18 protein-coding genes, 1 tRNA gene and 1 riboswitch are annotated in these 19,877 nt (G+C 70.6%); of the genes, 7 read left to right on the top strand and 12 right to left on the bottom strand.

The genetic code is table 11. The features are described from left to right. Positions 1 to 251: 251 nt before the first annotated feature. Together ACH4ZA_RS08260 and ACH4ZA_RS08255 are read left to right on the top strand one after the other, a co-directional pair. A complete protein-coding gene (locus ACH4ZA_RS08260; RefSeq protein WP_319279790.1) occupies positions 252 to 1,472 on the top strand; it encodes an acetyl-CoA C-acetyltransferase in 1,221 nt (406 codons plus the stop codon). A 283-nt stretch (positions 1,473 to 1,755) separates the two neighbouring features. Then, positions 1,756 to 2,571 (top strand): hypothetical protein, encoded by an 816-nt coding sequence (locus ACH4ZA_RS08255; RefSeq protein WP_319279824.1) that lies wholly within the window; start codon positions 1,756 to 1,758, stop codon positions 2,569 to 2,571. Between the two features lie 21 nt (positions 2,572 to 2,592). On the opposite strand, the gene ACH4ZA_RS08250 is transcribed toward ACH4ZA_RS08255, so the two are convergent. Next, complete coding sequence (locus tag ACH4ZA_RS08250) at positions 2,593 to 2,904, bottom strand: hypothetical protein (RefSeq protein ID WP_266721324.1); 312 nt, start codon at positions 2,902 to 2,904, stop codon at positions 2,593 to 2,595. A gap of 103 nt (positions 2,905 to 3,007) precedes the next feature. On the opposite strand from ACH4ZA_RS08250, the gene ACH4ZA_RS08245 reads away from it, so the two are divergent. Then, positions 3,008 to 3,235, top strand: a complete 228-nt coding sequence (locus ACH4ZA_RS08245) for a DUF4287 domain-containing protein (protein ID WP_020128488.1) — start codon at positions 3,008 to 3,010, stop codon at positions 3,233 to 3,235. 97 nt (positions 3,236 to 3,332) lie between these two features. Here ACH4ZA_RS08245 and ACH4ZA_RS08240 read toward each other — a convergent pair whose 3' ends face one another. The 3 genes from ACH4ZA_RS08240 to ACH4ZA_RS08230 form a co-directional block, all read right to left on the bottom strand. Then, positions 3,333 to 4,223, bottom strand: coding sequence for a Bax inhibitor-1/YccA family protein (locus tag ACH4ZA_RS08240; RefSeq protein ID WP_319279793.1), 891 nt, complete (start codon positions 4,221 to 4,223; stop codon positions 3,333 to 3,335). A 212-nt stretch (positions 4,224 to 4,435) separates the two neighbouring features. Further along, positions 4,436 to 5,611, bottom strand: coding sequence for a 4-hydroxybenzoate 3-monooxygenase (locus ACH4ZA_RS08235; protein ID WP_398428525.1), 1,176 nt, complete (start codon positions 5,609 to 5,611; stop codon positions 4,436 to 4,438). A 347-nt stretch (positions 5,612 to 5,958) separates the two neighbouring features. Beyond that, a tRNA-Leu gene (locus ACH4ZA_RS08230) sits at positions 5,959 to 6,042 on the bottom strand. A gap of 446 nt (positions 6,043 to 6,488) precedes the next feature. Here ACH4ZA_RS08230 and ACH4ZA_RS08225 point away from each other — a divergent pair. Together ACH4ZA_RS08225 and ACH4ZA_RS08220 are read left to right on the top strand one after the other, a co-directional pair. Beyond that, positions 6,489 to 7,259: an ABC transporter ATP-binding protein gene (locus tag ACH4ZA_RS08225; protein WP_319279797.1), complete on the top strand. Its 771-nt coding sequence runs from the start codon at positions 6,489 to 6,491 to the stop codon at positions 7,257 to 7,259. A 54-nt stretch (positions 7,260 to 7,313) separates the two neighbouring features. Beyond that, positions 7,314 to 9,842 (top strand): ABC transporter permease, encoded by a 2,529-nt coding sequence (locus ACH4ZA_RS08220; protein ID WP_319279798.1) that lies wholly within the window; start codon positions 7,314 to 7,316, stop codon positions 9,840 to 9,842. A gap of 60 nt (positions 9,843 to 9,902) precedes the next feature. Here ACH4ZA_RS08220 and ACH4ZA_RS08215 read toward each other — a convergent pair whose 3' ends face one another. Further along, a complete protein-coding gene (locus ACH4ZA_RS08215; protein ID WP_319279799.1) occupies positions 9,903 to 11,192 on the bottom strand; it encodes a class I SAM-dependent methyltransferase in 1,290 nt (429 codons plus the stop codon). Between the two features lie 234 nt (positions 11,193 to 11,426). Beyond that, positions 11,427 to 12,821 carry an NAD(P)/FAD-dependent oxidoreductase gene (locus ACH4ZA_RS08210; protein ID WP_319279800.1) on the bottom strand — a complete coding sequence of 465 codons (1,395 nt, stop codon included), beginning with the start codon at positions 12,819 to 12,821 and terminating at the stop codon, positions 11,427 to 11,429. A gap of 547 nt (positions 12,822 to 13,368) precedes the next feature. Here ACH4ZA_RS08210 and ACH4ZA_RS08205 point away from each other — a divergent pair. Both ACH4ZA_RS08205 and ACH4ZA_RS08200 read left to right on the top strand, forming a co-directional pair. Next, the gene (locus tag ACH4ZA_RS08205) at positions 13,369 to 13,641 is read left to right on the top strand and encodes a type II toxin-antitoxin system Phd/YefM family antitoxin (protein WP_266457918.1); all 273 of its coding nucleotides are present in this window, start codon (positions 13,369 to 13,371) and stop codon (positions 13,639 to 13,641) included. After that, the gene (locus ACH4ZA_RS08200; RefSeq protein WP_319279801.1) at positions 13,638 to 13,907 is read left to right on the top strand and encodes a type II toxin-antitoxin system RelE/ParE family toxin; all 270 of its coding nucleotides are present in this window, start codon (positions 13,638 to 13,640) and stop codon (positions 13,905 to 13,907) included. Before ACH4ZA_RS08205 ends, ACH4ZA_RS08200 begins: the two co-directional genes overlap by 4 nt. A 4-nt stretch (positions 13,908 to 13,911) precedes the next feature. Here the strand turns inward: ACH4ZA_RS08200 and ACH4ZA_RS08195 are convergent, their stop codons facing one another. The 6 genes from ACH4ZA_RS08195 to ACH4ZA_RS08170 all read right to left on the bottom strand — a co-directional run bounded on the left by ACH4ZA_RS08195 (position 13,912) and on the right by ACH4ZA_RS08170 (position 19,819). Beyond that, positions 13,912 to 14,853 carry a Ppx/GppA phosphatase family protein gene (locus tag ACH4ZA_RS08195; RefSeq protein WP_319279802.1) on the bottom strand — a complete coding sequence of 314 codons (942 nt, stop codon included), beginning with the start codon at positions 14,851 to 14,853 and terminating at the stop codon, positions 13,912 to 13,914. After that, a complete protein-coding gene (locus tag ACH4ZA_RS08190; protein WP_319279803.1) occupies positions 14,850 to 15,389 on the bottom strand; it encodes a DUF501 domain-containing protein in 540 nt (179 codons plus the stop codon). Before ACH4ZA_RS08190 ends, ACH4ZA_RS08195 begins: the two co-directional genes overlap by 4 nt. Positions 15,390 to 15,422: 33 nt before the next feature. Then, positions 15,423 to 15,899 carry a septum formation initiator family protein gene (locus ACH4ZA_RS08185; RefSeq protein ID WP_319279804.1) on the bottom strand — a complete coding sequence of 159 codons (477 nt, stop codon included), beginning with the start codon at positions 15,897 to 15,899 and terminating at the stop codon, positions 15,423 to 15,425. 119 nt (positions 15,900 to 16,018) lie between these two features. Beyond that, entirely contained in the window at positions 16,019 to 17,314 is a 1,296-nt protein-coding gene (eno, locus tag ACH4ZA_RS08180; protein ID WP_057578620.1) for a phosphopyruvate hydratase, read from the bottom strand. Positions 17,315 to 17,683: 369 nt separating this feature from the next. Further along, on the bottom strand, positions 17,684 to 18,388 hold the full coding sequence (locus ACH4ZA_RS08175; protein ID WP_398428523.1) for a transglycosylase family protein: 705 nt from the start codon (positions 18,386 to 18,388) through the stop codon (positions 17,684 to 17,686). 3 nt (positions 18,389 to 18,391) lie between these two features. Further along, positions 18,392 to 18,573, bottom strand: a riboswitch (cyclic di-AMP (ydaO/yuaA leader). Positions 18,574 to 18,778: 205 nt separating this feature from the next. Next, a complete protein-coding gene (locus ACH4ZA_RS08170; protein WP_398428522.1) occupies positions 18,779 to 19,819 on the bottom strand; it encodes a transglycosylase family protein in 1,041 nt (346 codons plus the stop codon). Positions 19,820 to 19,877: the final 58 nt, after the last annotated feature.

The following is a 19,877-nucleotide window of genomic DNA, read 5'->3' as shown; positions in this document are numbered from 1 at the left end:
GCCCGCCGGCCCGTCCGACGCCGGCCCGTCCGGCGTTCGAGGACGAGGCCGGTTCAGGGGCGGAGGGGGTCTGGGGCCGGAGCCCCCGCGGCCCGCGCCCCACCCGCACCGTCCCGCCCACCGCCGGAGGCAAAAGCAAGCGCTTAGTAAATTGCGGTCAGGGTCACACCGTCATCCCCGTGACCCAGCCCATACGTACGGGTAACTTCCCAGGAAGCCGTCCCCGTAAGAACCTCGCCAATGGAGCCGTGATGCCCGAAGCCGTCATCGTCTCGACCGCCCGCTCGCCCATCGGCCGCGCTTTCAAGGGCTCCCTGAAGGACCTGCGCCCGGACGACCTCACCGCCACGATCATCCAGGCGGCCCTCGCCAAGGTCCCCGAGCTCGACCCGCGGGACATCGACGACCTGATGCTCGGCTGCGGTCTGCCCGGCGGCGAGCAGGGCAACAACCTCGGCCGGATCGTGGCCGTGCAGATGGGGATGGACCACCTTCCCGGCTGCACGATCACCCGCTACTGCTCCTCCTCCCTGCAGACCAGCCGGATGGCGCTGCACGCCATCAAGGCCGGCGAGGGCGACGTCTTCATCTCGGCGGGCGTCGAGATGGTCTCCCGGTTCGCGAAGGGCAACTCCGACAGCCTGCCGGACACCCGCAACCCGTTCTTCGCCGAGGCCGAGGCCCGCACCGCGGCCGTCGCGGCCCAGGAGGGCACCACCTGGCACGACCCGCGCGAGGACGGCCTCGTCCCGGACGCCTACATCGCCATGGGGCAGACCGCCGAGAACCTCGCCCGCGTGAAGGGCGTGACCCGCCAGGACATGGACGAGTTCGGCGTCCGCTCGCAGAACCTCGCCGAGGAGGCCCTCAAGAACGGCTTCTGGGAGCGCGAGATCACCCCGGTGACGACCCCCGACGGCACGGTCGTCTCCAAGGACGACGGCCCGCGCGCCGGCGTCACCCTCGAGGGCGTCCAGGGCCTGAAGCCGGTCTTCCGCCCCGACGGCCTGGTCACCGCCGGCAACTGCTGCCCGCTCAACGACGGCGCCGCCGCGGTCGTGATCATGAGCGACACCAAGGCCCGCGAGCTCGGCCTCACCCCGCTCGCCCGCATCGTCTCCACCGGCGTCTCGGGCCTGTCCCCCGAGATCATGGGCCTCGGCCCGGTCGACGCGAGCAACCAGGCCCTGCGCCGGGCCGGTCTCACCATCGACGACATCGACCTGGTCGAGATCAACGAGGCGTTCGCCGCCCAGGTGATCCCGTCCTACCGCGACCTGGGCATCGACCTCGACAAGCTGAACGTCAACGGCGGCGCCATCGCCGTCGGCCACCCCTTCGGCATGACGGGCGCCCGCATCACCGGCACGCTGATCAACTCCCTCCAGTTCCACGACAAGCAGTTCGGCCTGGAGACCATGTGCGTCGGCGGCGGCCAGGGCATGGCGATGGTCATCGAGCGCCTCAGCTGAACCACCCCTGAGTGACCGCTTCAGCACCTGCTGTGACGAAATGGCCCGGAGTCCGGAAAGCACCCGGACTCCGGGCCATTCTGTGATCCAATCTCCCCCAGGATGTGACCTATCTCCCTCCCCGGAGGGGTTCACCCAGCTCAGCGCCTTTCGGCAGTAAACCGGAGGACCAAAGTCCTGCCCGTTTCGTGACGTTACGCACTGACAGCTGGATAGTCCGCCCTTCAAGCTGATGTAGGAAGTCGGGGGTCGACTTGAAACCGGGAGTACGTCAGTGAGCGCCATGCCGATCGCCTTGCTGGTCACCACGGCCGCCACGGGCGCCGTGGGCGTCGCCGTCCTGCGCACCCTCATGCAGTTGCGCCGACAGGTCGCCGCCCTGCACCTCCAGCTCGCCAGGAACGCCGAGGACGCCGCGGCGGATCTGCGCGGCTTCGTCCCGGCCGCCCGCACCACCGCCGACGCGGCCGAGATACGCGCCGCGGTCGCCGAGGCGCTCGCCGAGGAGCGGGAGCGGGAGCTCGCCGAGGCGCGCGCGTTCTGGGCCGCCCAGGAGGCGCGTGACGCCTCCGACGCCCCGTCGCTGCTGGGCCTGCCGGACAGTGAGCTGTTCCTGCCCCGCCAGGCCGACCTGCTGGGCCTGGAGCCGCTGGAGCCGGTGGCCGAGTCGGCCGCGGACGCCGACGAGTTCGCCGGGGAACTGGCCGGGGAATTCGCCGGGGAGTCCCCCGAACTGGCCGCGGCCCGCCGCCGGCACCCGTCCCACCCGGACTTCGTGCCGGTGCAGTCACCGGTCGTCAACGACCACGAGCGCACGGTCGCCGCCCTCGAGGAGCTCGCCTCGTCGCAGATCGAGCTCACCGACGTCCGGCCCGGCCCGCTCGGCACTCTGGACGTCTACGTCTTCGCCGACGGCACCACGCTCTGCATGACCCCGGGCCACCGCGAGACGGCCGAACGGCTCTCCGCGGCGCTGACCGCCGGCCAGACGCCGTTCCTGCTCGGCGGATCGGGCATCTCGGGCGCCTACACCCTGACGTTCCAGTGCGGCGGGGACAACGTCTACATCCTGGCGGACCGCGTCATAGCGAGCCTGTGAGCGTCCCGCGGGTCCCCGGCGTCACACGCCGGCCCGCTTCTGCGCCTGCGCCACCAACTCCACGGCCTCGTCGACCTGGCCCTCGTCCGTGAGCACGAGGGCCAGGTCGTGCGCGGCGACGGTGATCTGGTCGGCGGCGGCGAACATGCCGGCGTCGGGCATCTCCCGCAGCGGCGTCCCGGGCTCCTCGATGAGCTGGGTCCGCCGGGCCAGCTCCCTGGCCAGGGCCAGCGCCTCGGCGGCCGCTCCTCGCTGCAGCCGGCTCTGCGGGGCGGCGCGCAGACGATCGGCGAAGTGATCCACCGCACGGGTCAGGGACGTCGTATCAGCCACGCCGCGAGACTACGCGTCGCAGCGGGACTGTTGCCAACGGGCGAACAGTCAGGCACGGTGACCTGAGGACCGGCTTACATCCCCTTTGCTACCGGAGGCGCCGATGTCCCATGTCCTCTCCGAGGAGACCCACCGCAACATTCTCGCCCGCATCCCCCACTGCACCGGTCGTGAAGTCGCCGACTGGCTGCGCACCGTCGACGAAGGCCCCGCTCTCCGCTTCGAGGAGAAGGTCAGCTGGCTGCGCGCCGAGCACAACCTCGCGTACGGCCACGCCAAGGCGATCATCCACGAGTACGACCTGAGGAGGGCCGCGCGCAAACTGCTCTAGCGCGCACACGACACGGAGAAGGGCCCCGGGATCGCGATCCCGGGGCCCTTCCCGCCGTCGTGCGCCGGCGCTCGCGCGCCGTCGGCCGGCTCTTCGCTCAGTCGCTGTTGAGGATGGACAGGAGTCGCAGGAACTCCATGTAGATCCACACCAGCGTCATCGTGAGGCCGAAGGCGGCCAGCCAGGCCTCCTCGCGCGGGGCGCCGTAGGCCACGCCGTCCTCGACCTGCTTGAAGTCCAGAGCGAGGAAGCAGGCGCCGAGGATGATGCCGATGATGCCGAACACGATGCCCAGGCCGCCGCTGCGGAAGCCGAGGCCGTCACCGCCGCCGAAGACCGCGAACAGCAGGTTCACCATCATCAGCAGGACGAAACCGATCGCGGCGGCCATCACGAAGCCGTAGAAGCGACGGTTGACGCGGATCCAGCCTGCCTTGTAGGCCACGAGCACGCCGGCGAAGACCGCCATGGTGCCGAGCACCGCCTGGGCGACGACGCCGTCCGCGATGTAGGTGGAGACCGCGCTGGAGATCACGCCCAGGAAGACGCCCTCGAACGCGGCGTACGACAGGATCAGCGCGGGCGCCGGGCGCCGCTTGAACGACTGGACCAGGGCGAGCACCATCGCGACCAGACCGGCGCCGATGGCGATGCCGTACGACTTGCCGATGTTGGCGTCGTCGACCGGCAGCAGCAGCCACGACAGGATCGCCGTGACGACCACGGTGCCGAGCGTCGTCGCGGTGCGCGCGACGACGTCGTCCATCGTCATGCGGCCGGTGGCGGCCGGGGCCTGCGGCGGGGCGCCGTGCAGCCCCTGCTGGGCGTACGGGTTCTGCGCGTACGGGTTGCCGGCCGGCTGGGCGTACGGGTTGCCCTGCTGCGTGCCGACTGCGGGTCCCCCGGCCTGCGGCGCGGCGTTGAAGCCCGCGTAGCCGTTGTCGCGGCTGAACCCCCGTCGCGAGAAGACCGGGTTTCTGCTCCTCATTGCACTCCTCCATGGCCGCACTGCGCGGCCTTGAGCTCAAGGGTAATGGGTAGGCAAAGGATTGACCCTAGTGCTTGGGGAGGATCTTTCCCTCTTGTTGCTGCGCAACACGCTACGTCCCGTGGTGATTCCCGGCACGGAAGGTCCCCGATCATGACCAAGCCGCGACATGCCCGGTACCGCACGGAGACCGGACGGGCCGCGGCGTTCGGTCATTCGAACGAGAACCCGGTGTACCCCTCGGCGAGATCGGTCTCGGCGGCCCGGGAGGAGGCGAGCCGCTCGAGACGGGCGAGCTGGAGGCGGCTGTCGAAGGGCTCCGCGTCCGGCGCCGGGTGGAGCAGGGTCGTCATGTCGTAGGAGAAGCGCTCGGCCTGCCACACGCGCCGCAGACAGGTCGCGGAGTAGGCGTCCAGCAGTTCACTCGACCCCGTCTCCCGCAGCCGGGTCAGCGCCCGGGCGAAGGTGACCACGTCCCCCACGGCCAGGTTGAGGCCCTTCGCCCCGGTGGGCGGCACGATGTGGGCCGCGTCGCCCGCGAGGAAGAGCCGGCCGTGCCGCATGGGCTCGTGGACGTAGGAGCGCATCGGGGTGACCGACTTCTGGGTGATCGGACCGCGCTCCAGCCGCCAGCCGTCGTCGGTGGCGAACCGGCGCTCCAGCTCGTCCCAGATCTCCTCGTCGCTCCACGACTCGGCGTCCGTGCCCTCGGGCACCTGGAGGTAGAGACGCGAGACGGACGGGGAGCGCATGGACAGCAGGGCGAACCCGCGGTCGTGGCGGGCGTAGACCAGCTCGTCGTGGGAGGGCGGCACGTCGGCGAGGACGCCGAGCCAGCCGAACGGGTAGGACCGTTCGAAGGTGCGGCTCACTTCGGCGGGGACGGCCCTGCGGGCGACGCCCCAGAAGCCGTCGCAGCCGACGACGTAGTCGCACTCCAGGACGTCCTCGACGCCCTGGTGGCGGAAGCGGACGCGGGGGTGGTCGGTGTCGGCGTCCTCCACGGCCAGGGCCTCCGCCTCGAACAGCAGCGGGCCGCCCTCCTTGAGCTGGAGGGCGATGAGGTCCTTGCACACCTCGGTCTGGGCGTAGACGGTCACCGACCGGCCGCCGGTGAGCGCGGGGAAGTCGACGCGGTGACGGCGGCGGTCGAACCGCAGCTCTATGCCGTCGTGCCGCAGGCCCTCGCGGTCCATGCGCTCCCCGGCGCCCGCCGCGCGCAGCACGTCCACCGTGCCCTGTTCCAGGATCCCGGCGCGCTGGCGCTGTTCGACGTAGGCGCGGTCACGGCTCTCCAGCACGACCGAGTCGACGCCGGCGTTGTGCAGCAGACGGGCGAGGAGGAGGCCGGCGGGGCCGGCGCCGACGATGCCGACGGTCGTGCGCATCGGGCGATTCCCTTCTGGGACGGGGAGGACAGGGACGGGGGCCGGCGCCGGGCCCGCGGGATCCCCGCAGAGGGGTCGGGCCCGCGACGGCCGGCGCCTTTGTTCGTACAGTGAAAATTTCTTCACTGTACGATCCTGCTCCGAGTCTGCGCTCCCGCGTTCCGGGTGTCAACGGTCGGCGCTCCCCGGGCCGCTCGCGGCGGACGGGGCGTGGACGCGGGCGTGCGGGCAGGGCGCCGCGGGCGCGAAAGAAGGGGCCGGACGTGCATCAGGGGCCGGCCGGCGGTGGCCGGCGACCCCTTTCGCAACTCGTCGTCTCCGAGCGTCACACACGGTGACCGCGGAAGTGCCCAGAGCCGGACTTGAACCGGCACGCCCACGTAGGGGCAGCGAGGTTTAAGCTCGCCGTGTCTGCATTCCACCATCTGGGCAGGCCCAAGGCTCCGCTGGAGCTTCCGACCCTATCGGGATCCGTCCCCCGAACAGCGGACGAGCAGACCTCATGTTGTCTTATTTTATTGACGTCTGAGGGTGCATCAGTACACGGCACCGGCCATCAGCACTTGCCAGTAGCGTGGCGCGCGGAAACCGCTTGCGTATGCGGAATGACGGAATTTCACCGTCCGGACGAGGTTGCTCCACCGGTTCTTGACATCTCGTCGGGCCGGACCGTCCCTGAGGGCCGTCCCGCACGACCGTCCCGCAGGCCCGTCGCGGGGAGGGCACGGGGTCATCCCCAGGTATGACGCTCGGGGCCCCCGGTCCATCCGGAGTCTGCCCTCAGAACCGGAACAGCGGCTGACTACACGGCGACGGACGGACGGGACGATGGGTCAGTCCCCGGAAGACCCACCGTTTCGTCAGGAGCCCGTTTCCCGTGACCACCAGCCCCCTCACCGAGCGGTCCACCGCCGTGGCCGCGCGCGCCACGGACCTGTCGAAGATCTACGGACAGGGCGAGACCCAGGTGGTCGCCCTGGACCGGGTGTCGGTCGACTTCCGGCAGGCCGAGTTCACCGCGATCATGGGGCCGTCCGGCTCCGGCAAGTCCACCCTGATGCACTGCGTTGCCGGTCTCGACACCTTCTCCTCCGGCTCCGTGCGGATCGGCGACACCGAGCTCGGCTCGCTGAAGGACAAGCAGCTCACCAAGCTCCGCCGGGACAAGATCGGGTTCATCTTCCAGGCGTTCAACCTGCTGCCGACGCTGACGGCCAAGGAGAACATCACGCTCCCGATGGACATCGCGGGCCGCAAGCCGGACAAGGAGTGGCTGGAAAAGGTCATCGCCATGGTCGGCCTCGCCGACCGGCTGGGCCACCGGCCCTCGCAGCTCTCCGGCGGCCAGCAGCAGCGGGTCGCCGTCGCCCGCGCCCTGGCCTCCCGCCCCGAGATCATCTTCGGCGACGAGCCGACCGGCAACCTCGACTCGCGCTCCGGCGCGGAGGTGCTGGGCTTCCTGCGCAACTCCGTGCGGGAGCTGGGGCAGACCGTGGTGATGGTGACCCACGACCCGGTGGCCGCCGCCTACGCGGACCGGGTCGTCTTCCTCGCGGACGGACGGATCGTGGACGAGGTGCACGGCCCGACCGCCGAGTCGGTGCTCGACCGTATGAAGCGCTTCGACGCCAAGGGCCGCACCAGCTGATCCCCGACCGGGACCGACCGCTCGCCGACGAGCAGGACTGAGAAGACACCACCCATGTTCCGTACCGCCTTGCGCAACGTCCTCGCGCACAAGGCCCGGCTCCTGATGACCGTGCTCGCCGTGATGCTCGGCGTGGCCTTCGTGTCGGGGACCCTGGTCTTCACCAACACCCTGTCCAACGCTCTCCAGAACAGCTCCGCCAAGGGCTTCGACCAGGTAGACGTCGCCATCTCCGCCGAGTCCCAGCCGGACGTCGGCGACCGCATCGTCAAGACGCCCGATCTGACCCGGGAGCTGCTGGAGCAGAGCGCGAAGGTCCCGGGTGCGGCGTCCGCGATCGGCGTCGTCAACGGCTTCACCGCCATCGCCGACAAGGACGGCAAGCTCGTCGGCGGCGGCTTCCAGTCGCAGGGCGGCAACTACTGGGGCGAGAAGGACGCCCGGTACCCGCTCGTCTCCGGGCACGCGCCGCGCGGCAGGGACGAGGTCCTCATCGACTCGCGGACCGCCGATCGGGCCGGCTACGAGGTCGGCGACACCGTGCGGATCTCGGTGGACGGCCCCGTCCTCACCCCGAAGATCGTCGGCATATTCACCACCGACGACGGCAACGTCGCCGCCGGCGGCAGCCTCGCCCTGTTCGACACGGCGAGCGCGCAGACGCTGTTCGGCAAGCCCGGCGCCTACGACGAGATCGACGTCCGCGCGGCCGCCGGGACCTCGCAGAGCGCGCTGAAGTCCGCGCTGGACGCCGCCCTGCCCAAGGACCGGGTCGAGACCACCACCGGCCGTCAACTGGCGGACGACCAGGCCGAGGCGATCTCCGCATCGATGAGCGGAATGAAGCAGGGGCTGCTGGTCTTCGCCGGCATCGCGCTGTTCGTCGGCACCTTCATCATCGCCAACACCTTCACGATGCTGGTCGCCCAGCGCACCAAGGAACTCGCACTCATGCGGGCCGTCGGCGCCTCCCGCCGCCAGGTCACCCGGTCCGTGCTGATCGAGGCGTTCGTGGTCGGCACCGTCGCGGGCGTGACCGGGCTGGTCGCCGGCATCGGCATCGGCGCGGGGCTGCGCTCGCTGCTCGGGACGCTCGGGGCGACCGTCCCCGACGGCCCGCTCGTCGTCACGCCCGGCACGGTCGCCACCGCCATGGCCGTGGGCATCGTCATCACCATGGTGGCGGCCTGGCTGCCCGGGCGCAGGGCCGCGAAGATCCCGCCGGTCGCCGCGATGAGCAGCGTGCACGCCGCCGCGACCACCAGGTCGCTGGTGCTGCGCAACACCCTGGGCGCGCTGTTCTCGGCGGCGGGCGTCGCCGTCGTCCTCGCCGCGACGGCGATGGACGGCTCCGACGGCCAGGCTCCCATGGGCCTCGGCGCCGTTCTGCTGATCATCGGCGTCTTCATCCTCACCCCGCTGCTGTCCCGCCCGCTGATCGCGGCCTCCGCGCCGGTCCTGCGCGTCTTCGGGGTGTCCGGGAAACTGGCCCGGCAGAACTCGGTGCGCAACCCGCGCCGCACGGCGGCCACCGCGTCCGCGCTGATGATCGGCCTGACGCTGATCACCGGTATGACGGTGATGGCGGGCAGCCTGCAGAAGTCCATCGACAAGATGGCGTCCGCCGCGATCAAGGCCGACTACGTCGTGTCGATGGCCAACGGGAACCAGCTCTCCCCGGACGTCGACGCGAAACTGAAGACCGTCGACGGGGTGACCGCCACCAGCCCGATGCGCAACGCGCCCGCTCGCATCAACGGCGAAACCGAGTACCTCACCGGCGTCACCGGCTCCGCCTTCGGCGAGCTCACCGACCTTCCGATGGACGACGGCGCCTTCACGGTGGGCGGCTCCCAGGTCGTCGTGGACGCGGGCACGGCGAAGTACGAGGGCTGGAAGGCCGGTTCGGTCTTCACGGTGCACTACGAGGACGGCAGGGAACAGCGGCTGACGGTCGCCGGGGTGTACGAGAGCAACGAGCTGATCCGGGGCATCCTCCTCGACAACTCCGCGCTGACGCCGCACGTCGAGGACCCGTCCGACATGCAGGTCATGGTCAAGACGTCCGGCGGCGTCTCGGACGGCGCCAAGGACCGGCTGGAGAAGGCCCTCGGCTCCAACCCGGCCATCAAGGTCCAGAGCAAGCAGGACCTCTCCGACGAGATCGCGAAGATGTTCACGCTGCTGCTGAACATGCTCTACGGGCTGCTCGCGATGGCGGTCGTCGTCGCGGTGCTGGGGGTCGTCAACACCCTCGCGATGTCCGTGTTCGAGCGCTCCCAGGAGATCGGCATGCTGCGGGCGATCGGCCTGGACCGGCGGTCGGTCAAGCGGATGGTGCGGCTGGAGTCGCTGGTGATCGCGCTCTTCGGCGGGGTGCTCGGCATCGGCCTCGGCGTGTTCTTCGGCTGGGCGGCGGGCGAACTGCTCGGCACGAAGATGGCCACCTACGAACTCGTGGTGCCCTGGGGCCGGATGGCGGTCTTCCTGGCGCTCGCGGCGACGGTGGGCATCCTGGCGGCGCTCTGGCCGGCCCGGCGGGCGTCCCGGCTGAACATGCTGACGGCGATCAAGTCCGAGTAGCGGCGGCAGCGGTCGGGCCCGGCGTCGTCTCCTCGGCGCCGGGCCCTTCTGCCGTCCCCGTCAGTTCCAGGTGCGGGCGCGCAGCGGCAGCCCGGACTCCCCGGACTCCGGCGTCCGGACGGCCAGGACCTGGTTGACGCCGATGCGGTTGCGTTCGAAGGCGACCGCGGAGGCGGCCATGTAGAGCCGCCAGACGCGGGCGCGGCCGGGCCCGGCCAGCCGGACGGCCCGGTCCCAGCCGTCCTCCAGACGGGTCACCCAGCGGCGCAGGGTGAGGGCGTAGTGCTCACGGATCGACTCGACGTCGCGGACCTCGAAGCCCGCCCGTTCGAGCTGGGCGACGGTGGTGCCGACGGGGGCGAGTTCGCCGTCCGGGAAGACGTAGGCGTCGATGAAGGCGTCCACGTCGTAGGCCGACTCGTCGCGCTGCGGGCGGCGGGCGATCTGGTGGTTGAGCAGTCGGCCGCCCGGCCGCACCAGCGCGTGCAGGGCGCGCGCGTACGCGAGATACCGGTCGGAGCCGACGTGTTCGGCCATGCCGATGGAGGAGACGGCGTCGTACGGGCCGTCGGCGACGTCCCGGTAGTCCTGGACGCGGATCTCGACCCGGTCGGTGAGGCCTGCCTCGGCGACGCGCTTGCGGGCGTAGGCCGCCTGCTCCTGCGAGAGCGTGATCCCGACGACGTGCGCCCCGTGCTCGCGGGCCGCGTGGACCGCCATCGAGCCCCAGCCGCAGCCGACGTCCAGGAGCCGCTGACCGGGTCTCAGGGCGAGTTTGCGGCAGACGAGTTCGAGCTTGTCGCGCTGGGCGTCCTCGAGGGCGCCGTCCGGGGTCTCCCAGTAGGCGCACGAGTAGACCATGGACGGGCCGAGGACCAGCGCGTAGAAGTCGTTGCCGACGTCGTAGTGGTGGCTGACGGCGCGTCTGTCGGAGCGCCGGCTGTGCCGGTGCCGCGCGCTGCGGACCTCCTCGCGGGGCGGGGCGGGCGGCAGCGGGGGCCCGGCGAGTTTCAGCAGGCCGCGGACGGCCGCACGGAAGCGGGGGTCGCGCAGGGCCCGGGAGAGGGTGCGCGCGTCCTCGCCGCGCTCCCAGACGAGATCGGAGAGCAGGTCGACCGCGGTGTACAGGTCGCCCTCGATGTCCACGTCGCCGGCCACCCAGGCGCGTGCGAGCCCCAGTTCGCCGGGCTTGAAGAGGAGACGGCGCAGGGCTCTGCGGTGGTGTGCGACGAGGACGGGGGCTCCGGGCGGGCCCGCCTGCGAACCGTCCCAGGCGCGGATGCGCAGCGGGAACGGAGCCCCCAGCAACTGTTCGACGAGCCCATGGAGCCGCGGCGCGGCGTCAGCCATGATGCACACCTCCGTGACGGTGATCCCGGAATGTCCTGCCACCACGTAAACACGCCGGGAGGCGCAGTCCAGTCCCGCGCGGCCGTCACGACCGGGCAAAATACGTGCGCATGCCACCCGCCGGGGGCGGTCGCCGCACGCCGAAGGGGCCGCCCGCACCACGGATGGCGGACGGCCCCTTCGGGGGTGTTCAGTGACCTCGGGCCCACGGACCCGGGGTCGGGTGACGCGAGGTCAGGAGGCGTTGGCCTTCTCGTTCTCGGTCTTCACGGCGGCCGGCTTCGCGGCGACCGGGGCCGGCTTGGCGGCCTCGTAGAACTCCTCACGCGGGGTCTCCAGCGCGCCCAACGCCACGACCTCGCGCTTGAGGAACATGCCGAGGGTCCAGTCGGCGAAGACGCGGATCTTGCGGTTCCACGTCGGCATCGCCATGCCGTGGTAGCCACGGTGCATGTACCAGGCGAGACGGCCCTTGAGCTTGATCTTCACCTTGCCCATGACGATCATCGCGACGCCCTTGTGGAGGCCGAGGCCGGCCACCGCGCCCTTGTTGGAGTGCGCGTACTCCTTCTGCGGGAAGCCCCGCATGCCGGAGACCACGTTGTCGCCGAGGACCTTCGCCTGGCGCAGCGCGTGCTGGGCGTTCGGCGGGCACCAGGCGTTCTCGACGCCGGCCTTGCGGGCGGCGACGTCGGGGACCTGGGCGTTGTCGCCGGCGGCCCAGATGTAGTCGGTGCCCTGGACCTGGAGGGTCGGGGCGGTGTCGACGTGACCGCGCGGGCCGAGCGGCAGGCCGTAGCGGGCCAGGACCGGGTTCGGCTTGACGCCGGCCGTCCACACGATGGTGTTGGAGTCGACCTCGAGGCCGTTCTTCAGCACGACGTGGCCGTCGACGCAGGAGTCCATCGAGGTGGAGAGGTAGATCTCCACGCCGCGGCTCTCCAGGTGCTGCTTGCCGTACTGGCCGAGCTTGGGGCCGACCTCGGGCAGGATCTTGTCCGCGGCGTCGACCAGGATGAAGCGCATGTCCTCGCGGGACACGGTCTTGTAGTACTTGGCCGCGTCCCGGGCCAGGTCCTCGACCTCGCCGATGGTCTCCGCGCCGGCGAAGCCGCCGCCGATGAAGACGAAGGTGAGCGCCTTGCGGCGGATCTCCTCGTCGGTCGTGGAGTCGGCCTTGTCCAGCTGCTCGAGGACGTGGTTGCGCAGGCCGATGGCCTCCTCGACGCCCTTCATGCCGATGCCCTGTTCGGCGAGGCCGGGGATCGGGAAGGTGCGGGAGACCGCGCCGAGCGCGATCACCAGGTAGTCGAAGGGCAGCTCGTACGCCTCGCCGACGAGCGGGGCGATCGTGGCGACCTTGCGGTCCTGGTCGATGGTGGTGACCCGGCCGGTGAGGACCTCCGCCTTGGGCAGCACGCGTCGCAGCGGGACGACGACATGGCGCGGGGAGATGTTGCCGGCGGCGGTTTCGGGGAGGAAGGGCTGGTAGGTCATGTACGACCGGGGGTCGACGACCGTGACGGTCGCCTCGCCGTAGCGCATCTTCTTGAGGATGCGCCGAGCTGCGTACAGGCCTACGTACCCACCGCCTACTACGAGGATCCTGGGACGCTCCGTGGTGCTCATGCCATCGAGTATCCACCTGGTTCGGGGGGGTCGCTCGTGCGCCCCTTCACAAGCTTCCCGAGGGTGTGTGCTATCCTCCGCGCCCCGCGTGATCCACATCATGGCGGAGAACGGGAACCTGCGTGTAGGGCGTGGCGTTGTCAATGCCGCGTGAGCTGCCTCTCCGCCTCTGGAAGGCCTCCGTGAGGAGCCCGTGGCACGCTTCGCGAGACGACCTCGAGACGTCCGCGTCCGCCTCTTTTGAACACGTTCATGCGGGGGTTCGGCCCTCGGAAGGGTCAACCGGGACACGATCGTCCTCCGACAGGGCCGAATTCCTTGTGAAGAACTTCACGAACTTTCCCGGCGGGGTCTCGCGAGAACGCGCCGAAGGGGCCCCGAAGGGCCCCTGGGACTGCTCATCCGCGCATCCTGCCTGCTCAGCAGAGTGCACCCGACGACCCCGGCAAGCACTACGCGACCGACCAGGCGATGCCGTCGAGGATCGCACATGAACGCGACTCCCCGAGCATGGTCGCGTGTACACGCATGCGTGTACACTGACTCCATGACTGAGAACACCGTGACCGTGCGGGAAGCCCGCGCGCACCTCGCCGACCACATCAACCGGGCGGAGGAGGGAGTTCCGACCGTCATCATGCGTAACGGCGCTCCGGTGGCAGCCGTGGTTCCGATCGCCGACTTCGAGGCACTGGAGGAAGCGGCCGACGTCATGCTGGCGCGCGAAGCCGAAGCGGTGCTGGCCGAGGGCGGCCCCACGGTGACGATGGCCGAACTGTTGGCGGACCTGTTCACCGAGCGGGACGGCGACGCGGCGTGAAGTACGCCTTCCGGTTCACCACGGCGGCGCAGCGGCAACTCCGGGTCGTCAGCCGGCACGACGCCATGCGCATCCTGACCGCGCTGACCGCACTCGGTGACGACCCGTACCGCCAGGACGCCGACGTCAAGAAACTCACCGGCCCGTCCGGGCTCTACCGGCTCAGGGTCGGCAGCTACAGGGTCGCCTACCAGATCAACGACGGTGAGCTCGTCATCCTCGTCGTCAAGGTAGGCGACCGGCGGGACGTGTACCGCAACCTGTAGGCGGTCAGGCCAAAGACCAGGCGATGCCGTCGAGGATGTCGTGTTCGCTCACGACGACCTCCTGCGCACCGGTGCGCTCCATGATCGCCAGCAGCACCAGCGCGCCCGCCCCGATCACGTCCACCCGTCCGGGATGCATCGCGCCGATCGCGGCACGCTCGGCGTGCGTGGAACGCAGCAGCCGCCCGGTGATCGCGCGGACCTCGTCGTGCGAGACGCGCGAGTGGTGGATGGCCGCCGAGTCGTACCCGGGCAGCTTCTGGGCGATCGCGGAGACCGTGGTGACCGAACCGGCCAGGCCGACCAGGGTGTGCGCCTCGCGCAGCGGGACCGTCCGCTCGGCGACGTCGAGGGCGGCCTCGATGTCGGCCCGCATCGCCGCGATCTGCTCCTCGGACGGCGGGTCGGTGACCCTGCCGTCCACGACCAGGTGCCGCTCGGTCATCCGCACGCAGCCGACGTCGACCGAGCGGGCGGCGCGCACCCGGTCGTCGCCGACGACGAACTCCGTGGAGCCGCCGCCGATGTCCACCACCAGGTAGGGCCGGGCCAGGTCGTCGCGGCCGGTGAGCTCCTTCGTGGCGCCGGTGAAGGAGAACTCGGCCTCCTGGTCGCCGGTGATGACCTCGGGCTCGACGCCCAGGATGTCCAGCACCCCGCGCACGAACTCCTCCCGGTTCTCGGCGTCCCGGGAGGCGGACGTGGCGACGAACCGCAGCCGCTGCGCGCCGAGTTCCTTGACGGCGGCCGCGTACTCCCGGCAGGCGGCGAACGTCCGCTCCAGCGCCTCGGGGGCGAGCCGGCCGGTGCGGTCGACGCCCTGGCCCAGCCGGACGATCGTCATCCGGCGGTCCAGGTCGACGAGTTCGCCGGTCTCGGGGTCCGCGTCGGCGACGAGCAGCCGGATGGAGTTCGTGCCGCAGTCGACGGCGGCGACCCGGGTCACGGGGCCTCCCCCTCGACCGGCTGGGGAAGGGTCACGCAGGCGCCCTTGCGCCACCACTCGGGGAGCATCTCCAGCGCCTCGTCGCCGAGCGGGTTCACGCCCGGGCCCGCGGCCAGCGAGTGGGCCACCAGGACGTGCAGGCACTTCACGCGGTCCGGCATGCCGCCCGCGCTGGGGAAGTTCCTCAGCTCCTCGATCTCGTCCCGCCGCCGGACGTAGTCCTCGTGCGCGGCCCGGTAGGAGGCGGCGAGCTCGGGGTCGGACTGCAGCCGCTCCGTCATCTCCTTCATCACGCCGTTCGCCTCCAGCGTGCCGATCGCCGAGTTGGCCTTCGGGCACGTCAGGTAGTACAGCGTCGGGAAGGGGGTGCCGTCGGGCAGCCGGGGGGCCGTCTCGACGACGTCCGGCTGACCGCACGGGCAGCGGTGCGCGATCGCGCGCAGGCCGCGCGGCGGGCGTCCGAGCTGCTGCTTGAAGGCCTCGACGTCCGCGTCGGTGGGCTCGGTGCGCGGAGTGGTCGGCGGGGGCGTCTGCATGCCTGTCTTTCCATCGGTCAGTCGGTCGGTCGGTCAGTGGTCAGAGGCGTCGGACTTGTCGACCCCGTCCCAGACATTGGAGTACCAGGGGCGGTCGGCCGCCCCGAGTTCGGCGCGCGACTGCCGGGCGGCGTCCGGGTCGACGACGATGTATCCGGTCTCCCCCGGCAGCACGTAGTGCAGCCGCAGCCGGATCTGCTGCTCGGCGTACGCGTCGTCCTGCCAGCGCGCCTTGAGGTCGCGCAGCTGCTCGACGCGCTCGCCGGCCTGCTGCTTCTCGCGCTCCAGGTCGGCGATCTCGGCGCGCTGGGAGACGTACTGGCGCATCGGGTAGGCCAGGGCCACGATCAGCGTGCACAGGACGAGGGCCAGCAGGGCCGCGCGGCCGGTGAGGCGGGAGCGGCGGGCCTGGCGCTTGGTCTGCGACCGGTACACGCGGGCCGCGGTCTGTTCGCCGAGCAGCTTGATCCTGGTCGCGGTGGAGAAACGGTCCCGGTCCTTCACGGCCATGTGCTGCGCCTCCCGTCTCCCACGTGCGTACGTCCCCGCACACGGTACGGGACCGAGTACGGGGACGTTCGTGCGACTGGCTAGGCCTTACCCCGGGTGGGGTCAGCCTCGGGCCGTGCTCAGTGGTTCGCGGAGCGGAACCGCGGGAAGGCGGAGCGGCCGGCGTACACCGCGGCGTCGTCGAGGATCTCCTCGATGCGCAGCAGCTGGTTGTACTTGGCGACGCGGTCCGAGCGGGCCGGGGCGCCGGTCTTGATCTGACCGCAGTTCACCGCGACGGCGAGGTCGGCGATGGTGACGTCCTCGGTCTCGCCGGAGCGGTGGGACATCATGCACTTGAAGCCGTTGCGCTGGGCCATCTCGACGGCGTCCAGGGTCTCGGTCAGCGAGCCGATCTGGTTGACCTTGACGAGCAGGGCGTTGGCGGAGCCCTCCTCGATGCCGCGGGCCAGGCGCTCCGGGTTGGTCACGAAGAGGTCGTCGCCGACGATCTGGACCTTGTCGCCCAGCTTGTCGGTGATGACCTTCCAGCCGGCCCAGTCGTCCTCGTACAGCGGGTCCTCGATGGAGACGAGCGGGTACGCGGAGACGAGCTCCTCGTAGTACTCGGTCATCTCGGCGGCCGAGCGGGACTTGCCCTCGAACTCGTACTTGCCGTCCTTGTAGAACTCGGACGCGGCGACGTCGAGCGCGAGCGCGATCTGCTCGCCGGGGACGTAACCGGCCTGCTGGATGGCCTCGATGATGAGGTCGAGCGCGGCGCGGTTGGACTCGAGGTTCGGGGCGAAGCCGCCCTCGTCGCCGAGGCCGGTGGACAGGCCCTTGGTCTTCAGCACCTTCTTGAGGGTGTGGTAGACCTCGGCGCCCCAGCGCAGCGCCTCGGAGAAGGACTCCGCGCCGATCGGGGCGATCATGAACTCCTGGATGTCCACGTTGGAGTCGGCGTGCGAGCCGCCGTTCAGGATGTTCATCATCGGAACGGGCAGCAGGTGCGCGTTCGGGCCGCCCAGGTAGCGGAAGAGCGGGAGGTCGCTGGCCTCGGAGGCGGCGTGGGCGACGGCGAGCGAGACGCCGAGGATCGCGTTGGCGCCGAGGGAGCCCTTGTTGTCGGTGGCGTCCAGGTCGAACATGGCCTGGTCGATCAGGCGCTGCTCGGTGGCGTCGTAGCCGACGAGCTCCGGGCCGATCTGCTCGATGACGGCGAGGACCGCCTTCTCGACGCCCTTGCCCTGGTAGCGGTTCGGGTCACCGTCGCGCAGCTCGATGGCCTCGAAGGCGCCCGTGGAGGCGCCGGACGGGACGGCGGCACGACCCGTGCTGCCGTCGTCGAGGCCGACCTCGACCTCGACCGTGGGGTTGCCTCGGGAGTCCAGGATTTCCCGGGCTACGACGACGTCGATGGACGGCACGAGCATCTCCTTCATGGGATGTGACGCTGAAAGTGCGCGGCGCGTGGCCTTGCGCCTAGAGCCTAACCGTCTCCGGAGCGTCGGCCACCGACCGACCGTCCCGTGGACGGTCCGACCGTACACATTGTTCCTGTCCGGAACAAAGCGGCTGGGAAAAGCCGCCCGGAAGACCGCGCAAACAGCGCGCGGAACGGGGCGGGCGGGCGACGACCGCCCGCGGGGCGCAAGAAAAACCCCGTCCCGGTGCGTACGGGGGAACACGCACCGGGACGGGGGGCCCATGGGGGTGGGGGCGAGGAGACCTTCACGAGGCCCTCAGGCGACCGGCCTTCACCGGGAGGGCTCAGCGGCCTCGTCGGCGTCGGCAGCCGGCTGTCACTTCAGGTGCAGCTGCTGACCCGGGTAGATGAGGTCGGCGTCCTGGACGATGTCCTTGTTCAGCTGGAACAGCTTCTGCCAGCCGCCCTTGACCTTGTGCTTCTCGGCGATGGAGCTGAGGGTGTCGCCCTTGACGACCTTGTACTCGCCGTCGCCCTTCTTGACCTTCTTGCCGGTCGGCGTGGTGACCGTCTTGGACTTCTTGGCGGCCGCCGGACGGTCGGTGGAGCGGGAGCTGCTCTTCTGCTCGGTCGAGCGGGAGCTGCTGCCGCTGTCCGAGGAGCTCGAGGAGCCCGAGTTCGAGGAGGCGGCGCCGCCCCCGTCGTAGGAGGCGCCGGACAGGCCCTTGCCGCAGACCGGCCAGGCGCCCTTGCCCTGACCCGCGAGGACCTTCTCGCCGATGGCTATCTGCTGGGCCTTGGAGGCCTGGTTGGCCTGCGAGGCGTACTGCGTGCCGCCGTACGCGGCCCAGGTGGAGGACGAGAACTGCAGGCCGCCGTAGTAGCCGTTGCCGGTGTTGATGGACCAGTCGCCGCCGGACTCGCACTGGGCGACCGCGTCCCACTCGGAGGCGGTGGCGGCGGAGGCGTTGCCGGCCGCCATCAGCGGGGCGGCGATGGCGACGCCGGTGACACCGGCGAGAGCGGCGACGCGGGTGGCCTTGGACGGACGACGGTGCTTGCCCTTACCGGAAAACAGCATGGTGGATCCCCTCACCGACGCCTGCGAGGTGAGCTGTCGGGTTCGGGCCAAGTGAGTTGCCCGGCCACTCCTCCGTCGGAGACCTCGCTCCGTGGAGGGGTGACTTCACCCCAAGCCGCTCCGGTGACTTCCCGGTGCGGCACTTACCTTGGGTCCCCCGCTCCTGCCTACGGCGCTTGACGCGACGACTGTTCCCGGGCTGCCGCTGGCAGGATTCGGCGTTGCGACGGCCGGGGCTCGGGTTGCCGAGCGGTCACGACCGTAGACACGCGATCCGCGGAATTTCAAAGACGATCAGGGCTTCTGAGACTCATCCCACACTTTCGCCAAATCGGACATTCGACGCGAAGCGTGACGTGAACTCCCGCTGTTTTTCTTGGGCTTTGCGCCCTATTGGACCCCTGTGTCGAGGGTCTGACCGGGGGCGATGTCGCTCGGATCGGGGCCGATGACGTCCTTGTTCTCGGCGTAGAGGGCGCGCCATCCGCCGTGGAGGCCAAGGGAGTCGGCGATGGAGGCGAGAGAGTCGCCCTCCTGGACGACATAGCCGGCCGCGGCATGCCGGCCCGTCGAGGCGGTGGACGCACCGCCGGCCCCGACGTCGGCGCCCTCCACCGCCGCCTCGTCGGCCGTGGTGCCTCGATGGCGGCCGGAGCCGAGGGAACCGGTGTCGACGAGATTCCAGGAACCCACATCCTGGACCGACTTGTCCGAGTCATCCGCTTTCGAAGTACCCGCGGTCGAGCCGTCGGCCGCCTGCGGGTCGCCCTGACGACCGGTGCCGTCGGAGTCGCCCACGGCGGCAGAAGAGGACGAAGGCGACGAAGGCGACGCCGAGGGCGAACTCGAGGAATTGCCGGACGGGTCGGGCGATGCGGACGAGTCAGATGAATCGGTCGAACCGCTGGAGTCGGTCGAGCCCTTGCCCGAATCGGAGGAGCTCGACGACCCCGAGGAACCCGACAAGCCTCTCGACAGGTCCGACAGACCCGACGATCCGGATGAACCAGACGAATCGCCCGCCACGCCGGTGTCCACGGCCAGCGCGCCGTTCTCCTTGGTGAGCCCGGAGGTCAGCCCGCAGGTGCCCCACGCGCCGACGCCTTTGGCCGCGAGCACCTTCTGCGCCACGGCGATCTGCTGGTTGCGGCTGGCCAGATCGGGGCTCGCCGCATAGTCGAGCCCGCCGTAGGCCTTCCAGTCCTGCAGGGTCAGGCTCAGGCCGCCGGACTCGCCGTCACCGCCGTCATCGGCACTCCACGAGCCCCCGGTTTCGCACTGCGCCACCTTGTCCCACACCGTGCCGTCCGCGGCGCTCGCGCCGGAGGCGGCGAGCAGCGGGATGGCGATGGCGGAGCCGGTCACCCCGGCCGCGACGAGCAGCGCGGGGGCCTGGCGGGGGCGACGGTGACGACCGTTCCCGGAGAGCATGCGAGGGCCTTTCTCTGGACAGCAGTGCCGGCGCGGGCGAGTGATCTGACGCGTCGCG

Source organism: Streptomyces sp. NPDC020597 (assembly GCF_044335095.1).
GTDB lineage: Bacteria > Actinomycetota > Actinomycetes > Streptomycetales > Streptomycetaceae > Streptomyces.
Note: the sequence above shows the minus strand (reverse complement) of the source record. Positions and strands in the feature narration are given on the sequence as shown.